Origin of the sequence: Methanoculleus methanifontis, from assembly GCF_030464365.1 — an archaeon.
GTDB classification, from domain to species: domain Archaea; phylum Halobacteriota; class Methanomicrobia; order Methanomicrobiales; family Methanoculleaceae; genus Methanoculleus; species Methanoculleus methanifontis.
Genome location: NZ_VCYI01000018.1, coordinates 1 through 18452, shown reverse-complemented (window position 1 = coordinate 18452; position 18452 = coordinate 1). Strand labels below are relative to the sequence as shown.

Sequence of the window (18452 nt, the reverse complement as noted above, 5' to 3'; positions counted from 1 at the left end):
ATCCATCACGTCCGGAGAATCTCAACCGCTTCTTCTGCCGATCGCCCTTCATGAATGATCAGTGCGGCGGCACGGATAAGGCGATCGGGCGCCGGGTGCTGGAAGGCGTTCCTCCCGATCGATATCCCGGCGGCACCTCCTTCCATCGAGCCCTCGACCAGGTCGAGGATCGCCCGTTCATCGGTCTTCGAACCGCCTGCGACCACGACCGGCACCGGGCATCCTCTCGTTACTTCCCGGAACGAGTCCGCATCCCCAGTGTAGACGGTCTTGACGATATCGGCGCCGAGCTCCGCCGCCACCCGTGCGGAGAGTTTGACGCTCTCGAGGTCGTGCTCGTCGCTGACCTTCCTGCCGCGCGGGTACATCATCGCGAGGAGCGGCATCCCCCACTCCATGCACGTAACCGCGACCCTGCCCAGGTCTTCGAGCATCCGTGCCTCAGAGTCTGCGCCGACATTGATGTGCACCGAGACGCCGTCGGCACCCATTTTCAGGGCGTTTGTGACGGTGTTGACGAGCACCTTGTCGTTCGGGTCGGGTCCGATGCTGGTGCTCGCCGAGAGGTGCATGATCAGCCCGACGTCCCGCCCGTGCCCCCGGTGCCCGTGCAGCGCAAGCCCCACGTGGCCGATGACCGCGTTCGCTCCGCCCTCGGCGACGAGGTCGATGGTTCTCCCTACGTCGACCAGCCCGGGGATGGGGCCGAGCGTCACCCCGTGATCGAGCGGCACGATGATGCTCCTGCCGGTGTTCCGATCCATAATACGTTCCAGACGAATCTCTTTTCCTCTCATAATCATAGTCCTCCCCGGATTTTGATGATACAGTCGTTCCGGGAGTGATTAAAACCGGATAAACCGGGTAAAATAGCGATAAAACGCTGCCGCTACCATGTTACGGGTATCGGCGGTTAAAAACTGGCAAATCACTTCTGCGCACGTGGCGGTTACTCCGTTAACCGAGGTAAAAGCGGTCACCGGCGAAAAAACATCCACCACGCATTGCCTATACCGTTACGTGTTCTTGTATAAAAATATGCCGGATTTACACGCAGGAGGAGAATCCGGAGCAGGACAAGGCCCTGCGGAAAAAAGTATGCGGTTTGTCTTATTTCGGCTTTGTTGAAACCCTCTCCCGGAGGATGAATTATCTCCGGATAATCCATGTCTCACCGACGCACGCGAAGGCGCGAAGAACGCGAAGTCTGGATGGGTATTGACTGTCTCCCTTCGCGACTTCGCGTGAGACCCACATCACCCGCCTCTATCGGCAACCGAATGTTATCCAGGGGTTGTGGAAAGCATTTCAACAGGGCCCTTATTTCCGGCTCTTCTTGAACGATATGACATCGCCAACGGTCATGGTCACCCGACCGGGTCCGCCCGTGGAGGTGTTGTCTTCGGCCGAGTCGATCAGCCTGATATTGAGTGTCCTCTCGAGTTTCTTCCGGACATCGTCTTCGGGGATGAGGTCACCCTTCTCGATCTTTTTGACCAGGATCTCACGCTCCTTGATTGCCTGTGCAAGGTCGAGCGTGGACCACTCCCTCTCTTCCCGTGCCGCCCGGATACGGTCGGCGTAATCGTCGACGAGTTCTCCTTCCATCAGGTCAAAGACGTCTCGCCCCCTCCTCCTGGGGGGCTGTTGGGCGGCGAATCCCGGCTTCTTCTGCGGGGCGCCTTTTCGCCGCGGTTGCTGGACTTCTGTACCGTGTTTCGCACATCGCATGCAGACGCGGAGTTCTGCACCCTCGATATGGATGATTTTCGGCGGTCCTTGTATGGGAGCGCCGCATAGTTCGCACTGCATAAGTCTCGCAAACAACTTTATATTAATTTTAACCTATATAATTAATCGAGGAGACCCATGGGAGATATCGCTCGGCAGGCACCTGAGAAGGATACCGGTGAAGACATCTACCAGTATCTCCTGGAACGGATTACGAACCTCGAAAACCGAAACCTGGAGCTACGCGAGCAGTTCCGCCAGATGGAGTCCGAGAAACGATACGTTGAGACCCAGAAGATCCGCTACGAACGTGAACTCCGAAAACTCAAAAGCGAAATCGAGCAGCTTAGAAGCCCCCCTCTCGTGATCGGGACAGTTACCGACGTTATCGACAACAGCCGGGTGATCGTGCGAAGCAGTGCAGGGCCGCGATTCCTGGTCCGTACGTCCCAGCTTATCGACCCCGATCTCCTCAAACCGGGTGTGCGCTGTACGCTCAACCAGCAGTCCCTCGCGATCGTGGACGTGCTCCCCACGAGCTACGACGCGCAGATCTACGGCATGGAACTGGTGGAGTCCCCGGATGAGAACTACGAGAACATCGGCGGCCTCGAACCGCAGATCGAGGAGATCCGGGAAGCCGTCGAGCTCCCCCTGACGAAACCGCAGCTCTTCGAGAAGGTCGGCATCTCCCCACCGAAGGGCGTTCTCCTCTACGGCCCGCCCGGCACGGGGAAGACCCTCCTCGCGCGGGCGGTAGCCCACCAGACAAACGCACACTTCCTCCGCGTGGTCGGTTCGGAGTTGGTGCAGAAGTACATCGGCGAAGGCGCCCGCCTGGTCCGCGAGCTCTTCGACCTCGCGAAGCAGAAGGCGCCGTCGATCATCTTCATCGACGAGATCGACGCAATCGGCGCGCACCGGAACGACTCGACCACCTCCGGCGACCGGGAAGTCCAGCGGACGCTGATGCAGCTCCTCGCCGAGATGGACGGGTTCGAAAACCGGGGCGACGTCAAGATCGTCGCGGCGACGAACCGGATCGATATCCTCGACCGCGCCCTCCTCCGGCCGGGCCGGTTCGATCGGATGATTGAGATCCCGCTCCCCGACCACCAGGGGAGACTGGCGATCCTGAAGATCCACACCCAGCACATGAACATCAGCGAGGACGTCAACCTCTCGGAGGTCTCCCGGCTCACCGAGGGCAAGAACGGCGCCGACCTCCGGGCGATATGCATGGAGGCGGGGATGTTCGCCATCAGGATGGAGCGCGATGCGGTCAACACCGACGATTTCATGAAGGCGATTGACAAACTCTCGGTGGACTTCGACCGCCACCACTTCCACACCACCTTCGGCGAGATGTTCGCCTGAAGGATATCTTTTTTTGAATAACAGTTTTGCCGCGATCCTTTCATCGGGTTATCGTTGCGGCAAGAAGAGCAAGTAATCCCGAAAAAGGATACACCGGCCTCATTGAATTGGGCGTGAATCCAGATTCAAGCCCTCTGGAGAGTCATTGATTGCATCCCAAACACGGATTCCGGGGGAGGAGGCAGGGTGGGGGGTACAGGTAGAGCCTTCTGGGGTAGAGACAGGGGAGGGGGGGATTCTCCCCCCTCAAAGGCCTTCAGCCTTCTCGTGCTCCGTTCCTTCGGAACATCGCACCTCGCACCTAACGGTGCTCAAGCTCGCTTCGCTCGCACTCCGCACCCTCCGGGTGCTCGAGCTCCGTTCCTTCGCACCTTCGGTGCTCCCGCTCCGGTTCTAACGAACCGTCGCGCTTCGGAACGTCGCACTCCCCGTCAGCCCCTCGCACCTAACGGTGCTCATGCTCCTGCCCTCCGGCCAGTCGCACTCCCCAATGGCGATATCCCTCCAGTTTTAACAAACCGTCGCACGTTCCAACCGGCGTTACTCGCACTCGTCGTGTGCTCGAACTCCGGACAGCCTGTCCCCCAGTTACAACCTTCAGAACCAAACAGGGATTCGACAGGGGCGGGTATATCCAGCATCAGTGCATGGTTAGCCATCATGCCGCCGTGAACGTCTCCCCCAGTCTCGAAAGACGCTCCGGGGCAAGATCGCTCTTTAGAAGGCCGAAGATCAGACGATCGTGATATTCGCCCCCGGCATGCCAGTACTTCCTCTGGATACCCTCCAGGACAAAACCGCACCTCTCCATCACCCGCCGTGACGCTGTATTGCCGGCAACGGTGTCGCCGTTCAGCCGGTAGCCCTCGAGCAGGGTGAACGCGAAGTAGACCAGAAAGGTGCAGGCCAGAGTGCCGTAGCCTCTTTTCCAGTATACGTCATCGAGCTGGTAGCCGATCAGAAACGATCCGGGGCTGAAGTCAACCGGAAACAGTGCACACTGCCCGACGAAGTCCCCGGTATCCTCCAGTCTTACCGTGAAGACGTGGTGATCCGGCATTCTTCCTGCCCGGAACGCCGCCCGCATCTCCCCGATCAGGGGGAGGAAATAGGATCGCGTGCCCTCATCTGTATTCGGCCCGAAAAACAGCCACCTGCAGACCGACTCCTTCGAGAGCATCCGGGATATATCGGGAAGGTCGTGCTCGGTGCAGTAGGAGAACCTCAGACCGCCGCCGGTCCAGGCGTGTTGCATATACCTGGATTCGACCTTCCCGCATATAAGAAAGAGAGTCCTGAGATAAGGAAAAAACTGCCCCGGCAGATGTGCGCGTACACCCGCCTACCCTGCCGGGTACTCCTCTTCGGCGCACCAGACCTCGAGCAGCGTATCCTCGGGCTCCGTCCGGTCGGCATACGTCTCCGGCGCCGTCCCCTCGTCCATCCAGATCGTGTCGATCATGTGATCGCCCACGATCCGGTAGAGACAGCGGTACCTCCACGGGGATGCAGGCATCACGTCCCGCTCGTAGATCTGCCTGGCAAGCCCCGATGAGCAGAATATACCCTCCCCGGGCTCGAAGAGAACCTCCTCGACGTAGCGCTGGATGTACCACCGGAGTTCGGAGACGAGAGCAAGTGCACTCCCGAGCGACGCCGTCCTGATACGTATGCCGTATTCCAATCGATCCGGCTGATAAAAACGGAGAACGCCTCTGCTGGTCTCGGACTTGAGCAGGGTGTCGTAGAGGTCAACCCCCTCCGACTGAATGAGGAGGACGTTCATTGCATAGTTGTGGGCGTGTGAGGTCGATAAGGTTTCCTTCAAGGTTGCACCGGGGCTTTGTCGGTGGGAATGCGGATGAGACGCCGCATCCCGGGACAATCTCACTACAGTGCCGTCAAGTTTCCGAACATTCGCACATGTGAAGTATGATGCACGGATTTCCGGTGGGTATCGCCATTGGGGAGTGCGACTGGCCGAAGGGCAGGAGCACGAGAAGAACGAAGTTCTTTGAGGGGCTGACGGGGAGTGCGATGTTCCGACAGGAACGGAGCTCGATCACCGTCAGGTGGGGAGGGGGGTCTCCCCCCTCAAAACTCTTCGAGTTTCTCATGCTCGCTGCGCTCGCACTCCCCTTTGTCCCCACCCCCCGAGGCGATAGCCACCACGGTCCAGTGTACCAGGCTATTCCATAGTTTCAGCCATTTAGTTCGTGGAAAAATCAGAAGAGGTTCAAGCGTGCTTGGGGTTCACCTGTGCATGGCTATCCAACGAACATTGCGTCTTAGGAAGTGTGAGCAAAAGCGGGACACAAGCACGTCAGGTGAGGGATCCGACGTGGAATTCGAGTACCACCACACGGCTGTGCAGTGCAAATGTGAGAAGGCAGAAGGCTCTCGAATACCCTCTCGACAACAGAACATCGGGATACTCCCTTTCATACGCCGGCGGCAAATGTGAACAAAAAAGATTGGTAGGAAGAAAAACCCCGTCAGAGATACATGCGGCTGTCCGGCGCCGCTGTCTCACGCTTCACCTTCTTTATCGCCGCAAGGAAGTCTTCGGGCTCGACGGCATCTGCGTCCCGCCGGATCGCCATCATCCCGGCCTCACGGCAGATCGCCTGCAGTTCGGCGCCGGTGGTGTCTCCGGCGAGCTCCGCAAGCGAGGACAGGTCAACGTTCCCGGAAAGCGACATCTTCGCGGTGTGAATCTTCAGGATCTCCAGACGCGCTCCGGCATCAGGGAGCGGAACCTCGATGATCCGGTCGAACCGGCCGGGGCGGAGGAGGGCCGGGTCAAGCATATCGATCCGGTTCGTCGCCGCCATGATCCGAATGTTGCCGCGGTTCCCGAACCCATCCATCTCGGCCAGGAGCTGCATCAGCGTCCGCTGGACCTCAGCGCTGCCGGAGGTTCCGTCGTTCGTGCGCATGCTCCCTATCGCGTCGATCTCGTCGATGAAGACGATCGCCGGAGCGCGCTCCCGGGCGAGGATAAAGAGCTCGCGCACGAGCTGCGCGCCCTCCCCGATGTACTTGTGGACGAGTTCGCTCCCGGACATCCTGATGAACCGTGCCTGGGACTGGCGGGCAACCGCCTTTGCGATCAGGGTCTTACCCGTGCCGGGTGGGCCGTAGAGGAGGATGCCTTTCGGGGGCTCGACGCCCACGCGCTCGTAGATCTCGGGTTTCGTGAGCGGGTACTCGACCGCTTCACGGACCTCCTCGATCTCTTCCTTCAGGCCGCCGACCTGCTCGAACGTCACGCTCGGCTGCTCGTCGAGTTCCATGACCCTGACTCTCGCGTCGTAGATATTGCCGATCGTCTTGACGATGGAGAGGGTGTTGTTCACCGCCACCTTCATTCCGGGTTTGAGGGTGCGGTGGAGTTTCTCGCTGACCGCGGTGACGTATTCCTGGTTGTTGCCCTGCTGCCGGAGATACACTTCGCCGTTCTCAAGTACATCGACCACAGCGGCAACAAACAGCGGCACCCGCTTTAACTGGGCGTTCTCTTTTCGAAGCTGCAGTAACTCCTTTTCCAGCAACTCGTTCTTGAGTTTGTAGTCCAGGATCTGTGCTTTCAGGTCCTGGATCTGGAGAGTGAGCATATCGTGCTCGCTGCCGGGAGTGTTGCCAATGGTTTCGTCCATGTCACTCATATAGTTGGTTCTCCAACCACATTATAATGTGGTTGGAGTGATCATGCAAGGCAGAAGCATATCCAAAGGTACCGGAAGCGGAGAACTCCTCGTCTCGTCCGAACCCATATCGTTCCTCTCGGGTGTCGACCCCGAGACCGGCATCGTCGTCGAGCACGGGCACCCCCTTGAGGGGCAATCCATCGCCGGACGGGTGCTGGCCTTCCCGTACGGGAAGGGCTCGACGGTCGGATCCTACGTGATCTACGCGTTGAAACAGAACGGGCTCGCCCCCGCCGCGATAATCAATACGGAGACCGAACCGATCATCGCGGTCGGCGCGATCATCGCGGAGATCCCCATGATCGACCGCCTCCCGCCGGAGTTCTCCGATCTCCCGCCCGGCACCACCGTGACGGTGAACGGCGATACGGGCGAGGTCTCCTGCGACGGGACTTCGTGAGGCGCCGTGGAGACTCATTACGAGATCCTGGGCGTCTCCCCCGATGCCGCGCCCGACGAGATCCGGACGGCCTACCGGAGGCTCGCGAAACAGTATCACCCGGACGTGAACCACGACCCGGATGCGGGTGAGCGGTTCATCGCGATCCAGCAGGCGTATGAGACGCTGATCGACCCCGACGCCCGGGCGCGTTACGACCTCGCTCTTCGTGGCGGCGGCACAGCAGGACCGCACGGCCCGTTCCAGCAGTACCGTCCCAACGGGCAGACGGTCTGGACGCGAGGGTACTCATGGAGCGGACAGGCACCGGCTTCCTGGACCAGCAGGCTTGGCGTTATCCTCCTCCTCTTCCTCGGAGGGGTTCTGCTCGTCTTCATGCTTGTCCTGTCGCTCCTCTCTCGTGCTCTCCCGGGCAACAGACGCCGGCACGAATCCTGAGAATCTCTTTTTTATCGGACAGTTCTTCTCGGAAACAATCGGCACCGCGATACGGAGAAGAGAGGAAGATCTGCACTGCTCTGGTTGGATCACGGGAAGCCTTATCTGGTGAAACCGCCTTCGTGCCGGATGATTATCGCGAGGTGAACGTGATGCCCATGGAGAAAGTGAAACGATACCGGTGCAAGTACTGTAACTACATCTACTCCCCGATGCGGGGCGAACCCCATCGTGGCATTCCGGCGGGTACCGAGTTTGAAGATCTGCCGGAGGACTACGTGTGCCCGGTCTGCGGTGCGACCGGAAAAGGGCAGATCGGGAAGTGGGGATTCGAACTCTGGGAGCCGACCAAGTACGTCTGCAAGATATGCGGCTATGTCTACGATAAAAAACGCGGCGAACCCCTCCGCGGCTATCCAAAGGGCACCGCATTCGAAGACCTGCCGGAGGATTACGTATGCCCGGTCTGCGGGATGGACCCGCAGATATCGAAGTTCCACGGCCCGGTCGGCAAATCTCAGTTTGAACCCATCCTCGATATCTGAAACGATATTGAGCGTCCCTGACCGTCCCTCTCCTGGAACCGTGCCGTGCCGGCCACAATCCCCGCAGTCTGCAGGGGAATCCGGTGCTCCGGCACGGTGCCGGATTTTTCCGGCCGCACTCTTTTAAGAATCCCGAACACCCATTATAATCTACGTTAGGTTGTCTACTCAAAATCGGTCCTTTCAAATACCGGCTGACGCATCAATGTTAGAAAGCACCGGCTGCCTCCGTTGCGGGCAGCCGCCCACAGAAAATGCGGCGTTGAACAATCGCGCATTAAACGAGCAGCGGCAGATGATGTCGGATGGATTTCTTCAGTAATATTCTGGGTCAGGGGAAGAACGCGAACCCCTCGATACAGCAGGGGACCTCTCAGTTCGAGGCCGGGAACTACAGCGAGGCAGTGAAGAGTTTCGAGAAGGCGCTCAAGATAGAGCCCGAAAACGGCTTCGCCCGGCTGTATATGGGACGGACGCTCGCCTGTCTCGGCAGGGACAGCGAAGCTGCTGAGTGGCTAAAGAAGGCCCTTGAGTCGGCTCCCGGCGATACCGGAACGTTGCGGGTGTTGGGGCATGTCCTCGCCAGAACCGGTGAATACGAGGAGGCGGCGGGGTGTTTCGCACGGATCGTCGAAGAACAGCCCACGGACACAAACGCCTCCTACTGGCGCGGGGAGATGCTTGAACGGCTCGGACGGTATGCCGAGGCAGCACCAGCCTATGCGCGAGCGCTGACAGGCGACCCGGAGAACACCGTCCTGCGGGAGAGATACGGGAGGATGCTCGAGCGAACCGGCGACTACCGGGAAGCAGCGGCATGTTTCGAGAAGATCCTCAGGAAGAATCCCGGCAGCACCGATATGCTCGCTCGAATCGGGGCGATATACCTCTACCAGGGCGATTATTCGAAAGCCATCAGTCTGTTCGACCGGGTGCTCGATACAGAACCGGAGAATATCGACGCGCTCTACGGCAAGGCCCGGGCGTTCGAGTATCTCGGCCGGTTCCAGGAGGCTGCCGACTGCTGCGGCGAGATTGTTGCCGTCGAGCCCGAAAACACTCCTGCCTGGTATCACCGCGGTTCAATGCTTCTCCGCGCAGGAAAGCACGTAGAGGCGCTGGAGTGCTTTGAGAAGGTCGCTCTCGCCGACCCGGATCACGTCCCGGTGCGCTACGCCATGGGGATGGTCTACGACGCTCTCGGCCGCTACGATCGGGCGGTCAAGAGTTTCGACCATATCCTGAAACACGACCAGGGTCAGGTTCAGGTGTGGTACGCCCGCGGCATGGCGCTCTTTCGTCTCGGCCAGTACGCCGAGGCGATCCAGTCGTTCGACCGCGTGCTCGAGAGCCGGGCGACAACCGGGATGAAGTGGATAGGAGACAACACCGACCTCGCGCTCTTCGAGCGGGACGAGACGGGAGCACCCCGGCAACAGAAGCCGCTGAAGTTCGATGCGTTAAACGAGATCGTCCACAACTGTCGGGGGACTGCGCTGCTGCACCTCGGGCGGTATGCTGAGGCGCAGAACGACTTCGAACGTGTCCTCCAGATCGATCCCGGGAACATCTCCATCCTGCAGCGGAGCGGCACCGCGCTCCTCCATCTTGGCAGGTATGAGGAGGCCGTGCTCTGCCTGGATGCGATCCTTGAAAAAGAACCGCAGAACGCCGTCGCTGTGTCGATGAAAGCGGACGCGCTCATGAACCTCGGCAGGCACGACGATGCGCTGGCGTGCTTCAATTCGGTGCAGGGGGCCGGCGGCAACGAGCCCCATCTCCTGTACAGGAAGGGAGACGCCCTTCTGCACCTCGGACGGTATGCAGAGGCAGCAGAAACCTTCAAAGCCCTCCTCAACGTCAATCCTACCGACGCTGCGGCGGAGATTAACAGAGGAGAAGCGCTCATGCACCTCGGACGGTACGAGGAGGCGCTCGCCTGCTATGACGGGGCGCTCTCGGCCGATCCGGACGACCGTACCGCTCTGCTCGGCCGGAGCACGGCGCTCGAACGCCTTGGACGGTACGAGGAGGCGCTCGAATCCATCGCCCGGTTGACGCAGGGCAGTTCCGGGGACACCGGAACGCTTCTTCGGAAGGCATGGATTTTCGAGGCCCTCGGCCGCTACGATGCAGCCATCGAGTGTTACGAAGCCCTCCTTGCCGCCGATCCGAAAGCCGGAGGATACCCGGCAAGTCTCGGGTTTGTTCTCGCCATGCTCGGGCGGTACGAGGAGGCCGCCGATCGGTTCAAAGAGATCACGCTTGCCGATCCGGACAACTTCTTTGCGTGGTTCAACCGGGGCCGGGCCCTGGAGCGGATGGGGCAGTACGCGGATGCAGCCGGGTGCTACGCAAAAGTGGCTGAAGGCCGGCCGAAAGATACCGGCGCCTGCTTTGCGCTCGCCGTCACTCTCGCACGGCTCGGCAAGCACCAGAAGGCGATCGAGTGCTGCGACCGGGTGCTCACCGCCGACGCCTCGAACGCCGCGGTTGCAAGGATCCGGGCGGATATGCTGGAAGCCGTCGGCAAGCACGAAGAGGCGGCGGAAGCATACGAACGTTACCTGAAGAACTCCCCCGACGACCGCGACGCCAGGATGGCGTTCGGTATGGCGCTCGAGCGGGACGGGAAGTTCGGCGACGCGATCAAACAGTACGCGCTGGTGCTCGAGGGTGACGAGCGCGACACCGAAGCATGGTACACCCTCGAGAGCGCCCTCGTGCACATGGGGCGCTATGAAGAGGCGCTCGAGTGTTCCGACAGCATCGTCGAGGCGAGCCCGGAGAACTGGGCTGCCTGGCAGCGGCGCGGCGAGATCTTCATGTGGCTTGGCCGCTACGCCGACGCGGTGGAGTGCTTCGAGAAGGTGATCAAGGCCGATCCGGCCGACGTTCTCACCCTGCGAAGACTCGGCGAGGCCCACGAGAAGGCCGGCAGGTACGAGGATGCCCTCGCCGCCTACACGCAGGTGCTCGACCGGGAACCGACCAGCATCGAGACCCTCCATGCCCGCTCGTCGGCCCTCATCCACCTCGGGCGATACAAAGAGGCGGTCAAGTCGATCGACAAGATCATCGTCCTCCAGGACGAGAACCCCGCCACGCTCTTCATGCGGGGAACGGTGCTCGAGAAGGCGGGCAGGCACGACGACGCTCTCGCGAGTTACGAGAAAGCGCTCTCGATCGACCCGAAGAATGCGGCCGTCTGGAACGCCGTCGGGAGGCTCAAGGATGCGCTGGGACGGCATGAAGACGCCGTCAAAGCGTTCGACAAAGCCATCGAACTGGGCGGCGGAGATGTTCATGCCTGGCTCGCGAAGGGCCTCGCTCTTGCCCGCCTGGGCAAACCTGACCGGGCGGCCACCTGCTTTGACCGCGTTATCGAGGCCGAACCCCGCCATGCCCGGGCATGGTACCTGAAAGGAAGAGCGTTCGATAAGCAGGGCAGGTTTGCCGACGCGGTGGAGTGCTTCGGAAAGGCCCTCGAGAACGGGGCCGGAGGCGAAGAAGAATGAAGAAATGGCGGATATCTAGCGCCCTGCTGCTGATGGCGTGCGTCCTGGCTCTCTGCTCGGGCTGTGTCGCAAGCGACAGCGATGGGGAGCGGGTGAAGTCCGGAGATACGGTGCTGGTTCACTATACCGGCACACTTGATAATGGGACGGTCTTCGACAGTTCCACCGGGCGCGAACCGCTCCGGTTTACCGTCGGCACCGGCAAAGTGATCCCGGGGTTCGATGACGGTGTCGTCGGGATGCAGGTTGGAGAGGAAAAGACCCTTCACATCCCGGCCGACCAGGCATACGGGCCATACCGCGAGGATCTCGTCATTGTCCTCGACCCTGCCGCGATCACCGGCGGAGAGAACCTGACGGTCGGCGATCAGGTAGGGATACCCCTGGAGAACGGACAGGTGCTGCCCGCAAGGGTTATCGCGGTATCGGCCGATGCCGTCACCATCGATGCGAACCACCGTCTCGCGGGCGAAGATCTTACGTTCACCGTCAGTCTCGTCGAGATTGTGTAGGATTACTCAACTTTTTTTTTGGAGTTCCCTCTGGAGTGTCATTCCTGGAACAAGCTCGACCATGCAGATCGGTCTCGATCACGGTTGCAAAGAACCCATAAACTACTTTTCTGCGGTCACACTGGCACGGCTTCTGTGGGAGTATCGCCATAGGGGAGGGGCTGACGGGGAGGGGGGAGCATCCCCCCTCCCCTGTCTCCAGATCACTATCTGACACCTACTACCCCCACCCCGCCCGGCCTCCTCCCCCGCCCCCAAGGGGGCGGGGGCAGTGCATGGCGATATCTCCATGAAATCCGTGCATCGGGGTAAGCGATGTCCCAGGAATGATATGTGAGTACGACTGGCCAAAGGTGCGAAGAACCGGAGCACGAGAAGCCATCAGGCTTCGAGTCGTACAATCCCCCTGAACCCATGCCCGCGACGCAATCGACGACTTTCCCCAGAGAGAAAAGTTAACGAGGCCTAAAGTCACTCTTTCTTCTCCTTCCCGCCCCCCACCGGCGTGACGAGCACCTTGTCAACCCGGTGGCCGTCCATATCGAGCACCTCGAACCGGAATCCGTTCCAGGCGAACCGGTCGCCGGCCTCCGGGGTCCGTTCGAGGTACATCATCACGAACCCGCCGAGCGTCTGGTAGTAACCGCGCCCCTCTCCGGGCAGGGTAGCCGGCACACCGAGGAGGTCGTGGAACTCGTCGACCGGGAGCATCCCGTCGAGGAGCCACGATCCGTCCGGACGACGGAACGCCGGCCCCTCAGGCGGGTGCTCCGGCGATGGGATGCCGCCGACAATCGACTCCATGATGTCGTGGATGGTGACCAGACCCTGGATACTCCCGTACTCATCGGTGACGAGGGCGATCCGCGCCCCGGAGGTCTTGAACTCATCGAGAACCGAGAGTGCCGGGACGCTCTCGGGCACGAAGAAGGCGGGGTCGATGGCATTCGACAGGTTGGGCGTTTCACCCGCGATCATCCGCGCCCAGAGGCTGCGGACCGAGACGGTGCCGAGCAGGTTGTCGAGGTGATCACGGTAGACCGGGAAGTAGACATGCCCGGAATCCACCATTTTTTGCCAGTTCTCTTCGACGGGGTCTTCGAGATCCACGGCCACGATGTCGGGCCGCGGCGTCATCAGCATGCTGACTCGCCGGTCGGCGAGGCGGAAGACGCTCTCCACCATATCCTGTTCCGCCTCCTCAAAGACGCCCGCCCGGGTGGCCTGCCCGATGAGAACCCTGACGTCCTCCTCTGTAACCTCGGGCCCCGAAGGCTTCCGAATCCTGAGCAGCATGAGAACCCCCTCGGTCGAAGCGCTCAGCAGGCGGACGAGCGGTGCGGCGATCAGCGAGAGGAACCGTATCGGGCGCGAGACCTGCGATGCAATCCGGTCGGCGTGGGTCATGGCCACCCGCTTCGGCACCAGTTCCCCGACAACGAGCGTCAGGTACGTGATGGCGGCGACGACGGTTACGACCGCGAGCGGGCCGCTGTAAGGCGCGATCAAGGGGAATTGGGCAAACTCTTCTGCAAGAGGGCCCGCGAGCGTCGCCCCGCCAAAGGCTCCGGCCAGGATCCCGACGAGGGTGATGCCGATCTGGATGGTAGAAAGGAAGAGTGTTGGGTCCTGTGCAAGTTCGAGAGCAGTCGCCGCCCCGCCGTCGCCGTTCGCTGCTCTCTTCTGCAGGCGTGCTGTTCTTGCAGAGACGAGCGCGAACTCCACCATCGAAAAGAAGCCGTTTGCGAGTATCAGAAGGAGGATGATCGCGATATCGGTGGCAGTTGCCATTGTGGTATTCTTGCCGGCAGGAGCCTTAAACCTGCGGGGCTCCCGGGAAGGGGCATGGCATCCGGGCGGGAGAGGAGCGTCCGTGAGAAATATTTATCGTCGCCGGGAGAGAGTCCCATCAGGTGATACACGATGGTCGAGGTCGGCGATCAGGCCGGAGATTTCTCAATACCGGACCATAACGGGAACACTGTCCGGTTATCGGCGTTCCCGGGGAAGCGGGTTGTCCTTTCGTTCCACCCGCTGGCATGGACCCGTGTCTGTGCTGGACAGATGAAGGCGCTCGAGGCGAACAGGGAGGCGTTCGACGCCCTCGGTGCCGTTGCCCTCGGCATCAGCGTGGATTCCGTCCCGTGCAAGCATGCGTGGGCCGAGAACCTCGGGATCAGGAGAACCCGGCTCCTTGCGGATTTCTGGCCGCACGGTGCCGTGGCGGAGATGTACGGTGTTTTCGATAGTCAAAAGGGCTACTCCCGGCGGGCGAACATCGTCGTCGACGAGTTCGGGCGCGTCATCTTCGTCGCGGAATACCCGGCGACGACGGTGCCCGGCATGCAGGACGTCCTCGACGCTCTCCGGGCGCAGGAGAGGCATGTGGAGCTGGTGCCGAAGGCGTAACCCGGCCCCGCTCACCCCGTGCCCAGGAAGAAACTGCCGACAAGCGTGATCAGGAGAATGGACGGAACGCCGTAGCGGATGAGCGCCATATAGATTTTCTGCTGCCACCCGCAGCCGCCGATCTCCTCGCAGATCCGGATGCGGCTCATGAACCACCCTCCGACGACGCTCACGATCAGCCCGGCGACGATGAGGCCGATCGTCCCGAATGCGTAGTCGGCAAGGTCGAGGAACGGCATTCCAAGCGCTTCGAGGTTCAGGGCGGTGTAACTGAGAGCGGACGGAAGCCCGACGAGCATGATCGCGGCGAAGACGAGGAGGGTGGCGCGCTTCCGGGGGTAGCCGTAGGTGTCCATCAGCGCCGCCACCGGGACTTCGAGCATGGAGACCGCCGAGGTGAGCGCTGCTGCAAAGAGCATCAGGAAGAAGAGCGCTCCGAGCACCATGCCGTACTGGATCTCTGTGAAGGCCGTGGGTAGGGTGATGAACGCGAGGTTCACCCCGGCTGCTGGGTCAAGACCCGCGGTGAAGACCAGGGGGAAGATCACGAGCCCGGTAAGGACTGCAATCAGCATATCTGCGGCGGCAATGATGGCGGCGTTCCGGAAGAGGGGTTCTCTTTTGAGGTAACTTCCGAAGGTGAGTAGGATGCCCATGCCCACGGAGAGCGAGAAGAACGCCTGCCCGAAGGCCGCGATCCAGACGCCGGGGTCAGCCAGCCTCGAAAAATCAGGGGAGAGATAGAACTCGATTCCCTCGACCGCTCCGGGCTCCGTGAGCGAGATGACCACGAGAAAGATGAGGATCACAAGGAGAAACGGGATGAGATACCGGGAAGCCCGCTCGATCCCTCCCCGGACCCCCGACCGCACCGTCACATAGACCGCGAGTCCCGAGAGGAGGAAGAAGACGAGCGGGAGGTAGGAACCCGTAAACGCATCGAACTCCATCGGCTGGTTGAAGACGAAGAAGAGCGCGTATGCGAGCACCCAACTCGTGATCACAAGATAGTAGCCGAGGATCAGGCTGACGACGGCGACGATGACGAGACCGGCGGCGGCGAATCGCTGCCGTATCGAGCGGAAGGCGGATATGACCGACGTCCCCGTCGAGCGGCCGATAGCGAGTTCCAGCACCATCAGGGGGAGGCCGAAGAGGAGGACGGCGATCAGGAACGGGATCAGAAACGCACCGCCCCCGTTGGCGCCCACGACGTAGGGGAACCGCCAGATGTTCCCGATGCCCACGGCTGAGCCGATGCTTGCAAGGATGAAGCCCAGCGTTGACGACCACTCTTCTCGTTCCATATCCCTCACCGCATGAGAACGGTTCCCTTTGGGTAAGGAGGAGTTCCGCCTTTATATTCATGCCCGCCGAGGGGTATCCCGACCACTGCACTTTTGTAGCGGGTGCTCCCATACGGGTGCGGTCAGAAGCAGCATGAGCGTCAGTTCCCGGAAATGTCCCGGCAGGAGGGAAAGAGCGTGAACGGTAGGTATCCGTTCTTAATCTCGATCCCCCACAGCGGCACCTCTGTTCCGCCCGAACTCCGCGGTCTCGTCAACCTCACGCGAAAGGAGATCGTCTTCAATAGCGACCCCTACACCCGCCGCCTCTACGGGTTCGACGATACGGTGGAGGCGGTGATCGATTTCGACATATCGAGGATCTTCGTCGATACCAACCGGGCGCCCTACGACTACCCGCCGCGGACGCAGGACGGCGTGGTCAAGGTCATCACGCAGGACGGAACCCCGGTGTTTAAGAGAGGGCAGACGCCCGGCAGGGAACTGATAGGAACGCTCCTGCAGAACTACTACCACCCCTTCCACAAACAACTGGTCGGGGCGCTTGATACCCGGCCGATCGAGATCGCCTTCGACTGCCACAGCATGCTGCCCAGGTCACCGCCGGTCCGGATGGACGCCGGACGCCCCCGCCCGCTCTTCTGCCTGAGCAACCGGGGCGACCGGAACGGGAAGCCCAAAACGGCGGGCGGCCTTGTGACCTGCTCCCCGGAGTGGCTCCAGGCGCTCGCCCGGTCGTTCCAGGCGGAGTTCGAGGACGAGGGGCGGGTTGCGATGAACGATCCCTTCCGGGGCGGGTTCATCTCAGTGGCGCATTACCGGCGGCGGCGGGTCCCCTGGGTCCAGGTCGAGATCAACCGCGGCTTCTACGAGACCGGAGACCGCGAGGTCGGTGAGGAACGGCTCACCGAACTCCGGGGGAGGATCTTCTCGGCCATCGCCGGGTTCTGGGACGAGGTCTCGGAGTGAGAAACCGCCCCTAATTGGGCCGTATTTCCGGGGCCGAAGATACTATGCCGGTAGAGCGCCCACTTATATAGTGATGGATCGCCTGCACCTGCTCCTTCAGCGCTACTTCGGGCACTCTGCATTCAACCCCTACCAGCGGGAGATCATCGAAGACATTCTCGACGGGCGCGACGTCCTGGCGGTGCTCGCGACCGGAGGGGGGAAGTCGCTCTGCTACCAGGTCCCCGCGCTCATCGGCGAGGGTGTCACGCTGGTGATATCGCCGCTCATCGCGCTGATGAAGGACCAGGTCGACGACCTGCAGGCCCGCGGGGTCGGCGCGGAAGCGCTGAACTCCTCCGGGTCCTATACAACGACCCGACGGATCCGTTCGGAACTGAGAGAGGGCCTGATCCAGATCCTCTACGTCTCGCCGGAGAAGGCGGTCGGCGAAGATTTTATCGACCTGATGGCGTCCCTCCCCGTCACGCTGATCGCGGTCGACGAGGCACACTGCATATCGATGTGGGGGCACCAGTTCCGACCGGAGTACCGGTCGCTCGCGGTCCTCAAGGAACGGTTCCCCGGGGTGCCGATGGTTGCCCTTACGGCGACCGCGACGCCGGACGTCCGTGAGGATATCGCACGGCAGCTCAACCTCGCAGACCCGTCAATCTACGTCGGGAGTTTCAACCGGGAGAACCTCAGGTACGCCGTCGTCCCGAAAGAAGAGGACGCATACAACCAGGTTCGCGTCTACCTGCAGGGCAGGAAGACCGGGAGCGGGATCGTCTACACCGCAACCCGGGACGGAGCCGAGACGCTCGCGGCACGGCTCCGCGCCGGCGGGATACCAGCGCTCCCCTATCACGCCGGGATGACGGCGACCGCCCGGGGGGAGACGCAGGACAGGTTCATCGGCGGGAAGGTTCCGGTCGTCTGCGCGACGAGCGCGTTCGGCATGGGGATCGACAAGCCGGATGTCCGGTTCGTCGTCCACTACGATATGCCCAAGACCCTCGAGGCCTACTACCAGGAGAGCGGCCGGGCCGGACGGGACGGGAAGGAGAGCGACTGCATCCTCTACTACAGCGACGACGAGGCACGGCGCCTCAGATCGTTCATCGACCGCGATCTTGCATCTGAGTTCCAGCGCGAGGTCGCACGCTCGAAGCTCCAGAGCATGGTGGATTACTGCACCACGACGGAGTGCCGGAGAACGGTGCTCCTCGAATACTTCGGGGAGCGTTTTGAGGCTCCCTGCGGCGGCTGCGACGTCTGTGCCCCGTCCGGGAAGGCCCGCGCCGGGCGGCGGAAGCGCGGTGCCACCCGCTCCATGTCCGGCTGAACCGGTGGGTTCCGGGATCCCCCTTCCCCCGGGGAAACACCTATTACGGAGACGGGAAAAGATTTGTCCGGGAGTTATCATGGAGGTCATCCCACAATTATAAGAGACCTTGAATAAAACCCGGGATGTATGGCATTCCGGGAAATCGATGACGAACTCTGGGCAATCATTGAGCCGCATCTCCCTCCCCAGAAACCTCATGTCGGGCG

Annotated in this window: 16 protein-coding genes; 9 read left to right on the top strand and 7 right to left on the bottom strand. The window is 61.3% G+C overall.

Going from position 1 to position 18452, the window contains the following annotated elements; genetic code table 11:
- Window positions 1–5: 5 nt before the first annotated feature.
- Both FGW20_RS11825 and FGW20_RS11820 read right to left on the bottom strand, forming a co-directional pair.
- Entirely contained in the window at window positions 6–797 is a 792-nt protein-coding gene (locus FGW20_RS11825; RefSeq protein WP_301678292.1) for a 2-amino-3,7-dideoxy-D-threo-hept-6-ulosonate synthase, read from the bottom strand.
- Between the two features lie 523 nt (window positions 798–1320).
- Window positions 1321–1812, bottom strand: coding sequence for a multiprotein bridging factor aMBF1 (locus FGW20_RS11820; RefSeq protein WP_301678291.1), 492 nt, complete (start codon window positions 1810–1812; stop codon window positions 1321–1323).
- Between the two features lie 57 nt (window positions 1813–1869).
- On the opposite strand from FGW20_RS11820, the gene FGW20_RS11815 reads away from it, so the two are divergent.
- Window positions 1870–3108, top strand: a complete 1239-nt coding sequence (locus FGW20_RS11815; protein WP_301678290.1) for a proteasome-activating nucleotidase — start codon at window positions 1870–1872, stop codon at window positions 3106–3108.
- Between the two features lie 658 nt (window positions 3109–3766).
- On the opposite strand, the gene FGW20_RS11810 is transcribed toward FGW20_RS11815, so the two are convergent.
- From FGW20_RS11810 to FGW20_RS11800, 3 genes are all read right to left on the bottom strand, one after another.
- Complete coding sequence (locus FGW20_RS11810) at window positions 3767–4363, bottom strand: GNAT family N-acetyltransferase (RefSeq protein WP_301678289.1); 597 nt, start codon at window positions 4361–4363, stop codon at window positions 3767–3769.
- Window positions 4364–4450: 87 nt separating this feature from the next.
- Entirely contained in the window at window positions 4451–4894 is a 444-nt protein-coding gene (locus FGW20_RS11805; protein ID WP_301678288.1) for a DUF5804 family protein, read from the bottom strand.
- A 709-nt stretch (window positions 4895–5603) separates the two neighbouring features.
- Window positions 5604–6767 carry a proteasome-activating nucleotidase gene (locus tag FGW20_RS11800; protein WP_437178579.1) on the bottom strand — a complete coding sequence of 388 codons (1164 nt, stop codon included), beginning with the start codon at window positions 6765–6767 and terminating at the stop codon, window positions 5604–5606.
- A gap of 52 nt (window positions 6768–6819) precedes the next feature.
- On the opposite strand from FGW20_RS11800, the gene FGW20_RS11795 reads away from it, so the two are divergent.
- The 5 genes from FGW20_RS11795 (at window position 6820) to FGW20_RS11775 (ending at window position 12231) form a co-directional block, all read left to right on the top strand.
- Complete coding sequence (locus FGW20_RS11795; protein ID WP_301678286.1) at window positions 6820–7218, top strand: DUF126 domain-containing protein; 399 nt, start codon at window positions 6820–6822, stop codon at window positions 7216–7218.
- A 6-nt stretch (window positions 7219–7224) separates the two neighbouring features.
- Window positions 7225–7656: a J domain-containing protein gene (locus tag FGW20_RS11790; RefSeq protein WP_301678285.1), complete on the top strand. Its 432-nt coding sequence runs from the start codon at window positions 7225–7227 to the stop codon at window positions 7654–7656.
- 158 nt (window positions 7657–7814) lie between these two features.
- A complete protein-coding gene (locus FGW20_RS11785; RefSeq protein ID WP_301678321.1) occupies window positions 7815–8201 on the top strand; it encodes a rubredoxin in 387 nt (128 codons plus the stop codon).
- 305 nt (window positions 8202–8506) lie between these two features.
- Window positions 8507–11719, top strand: a complete 3213-nt coding sequence (locus FGW20_RS11780) for a tetratricopeptide repeat protein (RefSeq protein ID WP_301678284.1) — start codon at window positions 8507–8509, stop codon at window positions 11717–11719.
- Window positions 11716–12231, top strand: coding sequence for an FKBP-type peptidyl-prolyl cis-trans isomerase (locus FGW20_RS11775; protein ID WP_301678283.1), 516 nt, complete (start codon window positions 11716–11718; stop codon window positions 12229–12231). The genes FGW20_RS11780 and FGW20_RS11775 overlap by 4 nt, the downstream gene beginning before the upstream one ends.
- 471 nt (window positions 12232–12702) lie before the next feature.
- Here FGW20_RS11775 and FGW20_RS11770 read toward each other — a convergent pair whose 3' ends face one another.
- Window positions 12703–14022: a hemolysin family protein gene (locus tag FGW20_RS11770; protein ID WP_301678282.1), complete on the bottom strand. Its 1320-nt coding sequence runs from the start codon at window positions 14020–14022 to the stop codon at window positions 12703–12705.
- A 132-nt stretch (window positions 14023–14154) separates the two neighbouring features.
- Here FGW20_RS11770 and FGW20_RS11765 point away from each other — a divergent pair, with 132 nt between their 5' ends.
- Complete coding sequence (locus FGW20_RS11765) at window positions 14155–14640, top strand: redoxin domain-containing protein (RefSeq protein WP_301678281.1); 486 nt, start codon at window positions 14155–14157, stop codon at window positions 14638–14640.
- An 11-nt stretch (window positions 14641–14651) separates the two neighbouring features.
- On the opposite strand, the gene FGW20_RS11760 is transcribed toward FGW20_RS11765, so the two are convergent.
- Window positions 14652–15947, bottom strand: coding sequence for a sodium-dependent transporter (locus FGW20_RS11760; RefSeq protein ID WP_301678280.1), 1296 nt, complete (start codon window positions 15945–15947; stop codon window positions 14652–14654).
- A gap of 177 nt (window positions 15948–16124) precedes the next feature.
- On the opposite strand from FGW20_RS11760, the gene FGW20_RS11755 reads away from it, so the two are divergent.
- Entirely contained in the window at window positions 16125–16916 is a 792-nt protein-coding gene (locus FGW20_RS11755) for an N-formylglutamate amidohydrolase (RefSeq protein ID WP_301678279.1), read from the top strand.
- 73 nt (window positions 16917–16989) lie between these two features.
- The gene (locus FGW20_RS11750; protein WP_301678278.1) at window positions 16990–18243 is read left to right on the top strand and encodes a RecQ family ATP-dependent DNA helicase; all 1254 of its coding nucleotides are present in this window, start codon (window positions 16990–16992) and stop codon (window positions 18241–18243) included.
- Window positions 18244–18452 lie beyond the last annotated feature (209 nt).

Bases quoted from the DNA above. Each gene is read 5' to 3' on its own strand.
- FGW20_RS11825 (WP_301678292.1), bottom strand. From the start codon at position 797: ATGAGAGGAAAAGAGATTCGTCTGGAACGTATTATGGATCGGAACACC.
- FGW20_RS11820 (WP_301678291.1), bottom strand. From the start codon at position 1,812: ATGCAGTGCGAACTATGCGGCGCTCCCATACAAGGACCGCCGAAAATC.
- FGW20_RS11815 (WP_301678290.1), top strand. From the start codon at position 1,870: ATGGGAGATATCGCTCGGCAGGCACCTGAGAAGGATACCGGTGAAGAC.
- FGW20_RS11810 (WP_301678289.1), bottom strand. From the start codon at position 4,363: ATGCAACACGCCTGGACCGGCGGCGGTCTGAGGTTCTCCTACTGCACC.
- FGW20_RS11805 (WP_301678288.1), bottom strand. From the start codon at position 4,894: ATGAACGTCCTCCTCATTCAGTCGGAGGGGGTTGACCTCTACGACACC.
- FGW20_RS11800 (WP_437178579.1), bottom strand. From the start codon at position 6,767: ATGGACGAAACCATTGGCAACACTCCCGGCAGCGAGCACGATATGCTC.
- FGW20_RS11795 (WP_301678286.1), top strand. From the start codon at position 6,820: ATGCAAGGCAGAAGCATATCCAAAGGTACCGGAAGCGGAGAACTCCTC.
- FGW20_RS11785 (WP_301678321.1), top strand. From the start codon at position 7,815: ATGGAGAAAGTGAAACGATACCGGTGCAAGTACTGTAACTACATCTAC.
- FGW20_RS11780 (WP_301678284.1), top strand. From the start codon at position 8,507: ATGGATTTCTTCAGTAATATTCTGGGTCAGGGGAAGAACGCGAACCCC.
- FGW20_RS11775 (WP_301678283.1), top strand. From the start codon at position 11,716: ATGAAGAAATGGCGGATATCTAGCGCCCTGCTGCTGATGGCGTGCGTC.
- FGW20_RS11770 (WP_301678282.1), bottom strand. From the start codon at position 14,022: ATGGCAACTGCCACCGATATCGCGATCATCCTCCTTCTGATACTCGCA.
- FGW20_RS11765 (WP_301678281.1), top strand. From the start codon at position 14,155: ATGGTCGAGGTCGGCGATCAGGCCGGAGATTTCTCAATACCGGACCAT.
- FGW20_RS11760 (WP_301678280.1), bottom strand. From the start codon at position 15,947: ATGGAACGAGAAGAGTGGTCGTCAACGCTGGGCTTCATCCTTGCAAGC.
- FGW20_RS11750 (WP_301678278.1), top strand. From the start codon at position 16,990: ATGGATCGCCTGCACCTGCTCCTTCAGCGCTACTTCGGGCACTCTGCA.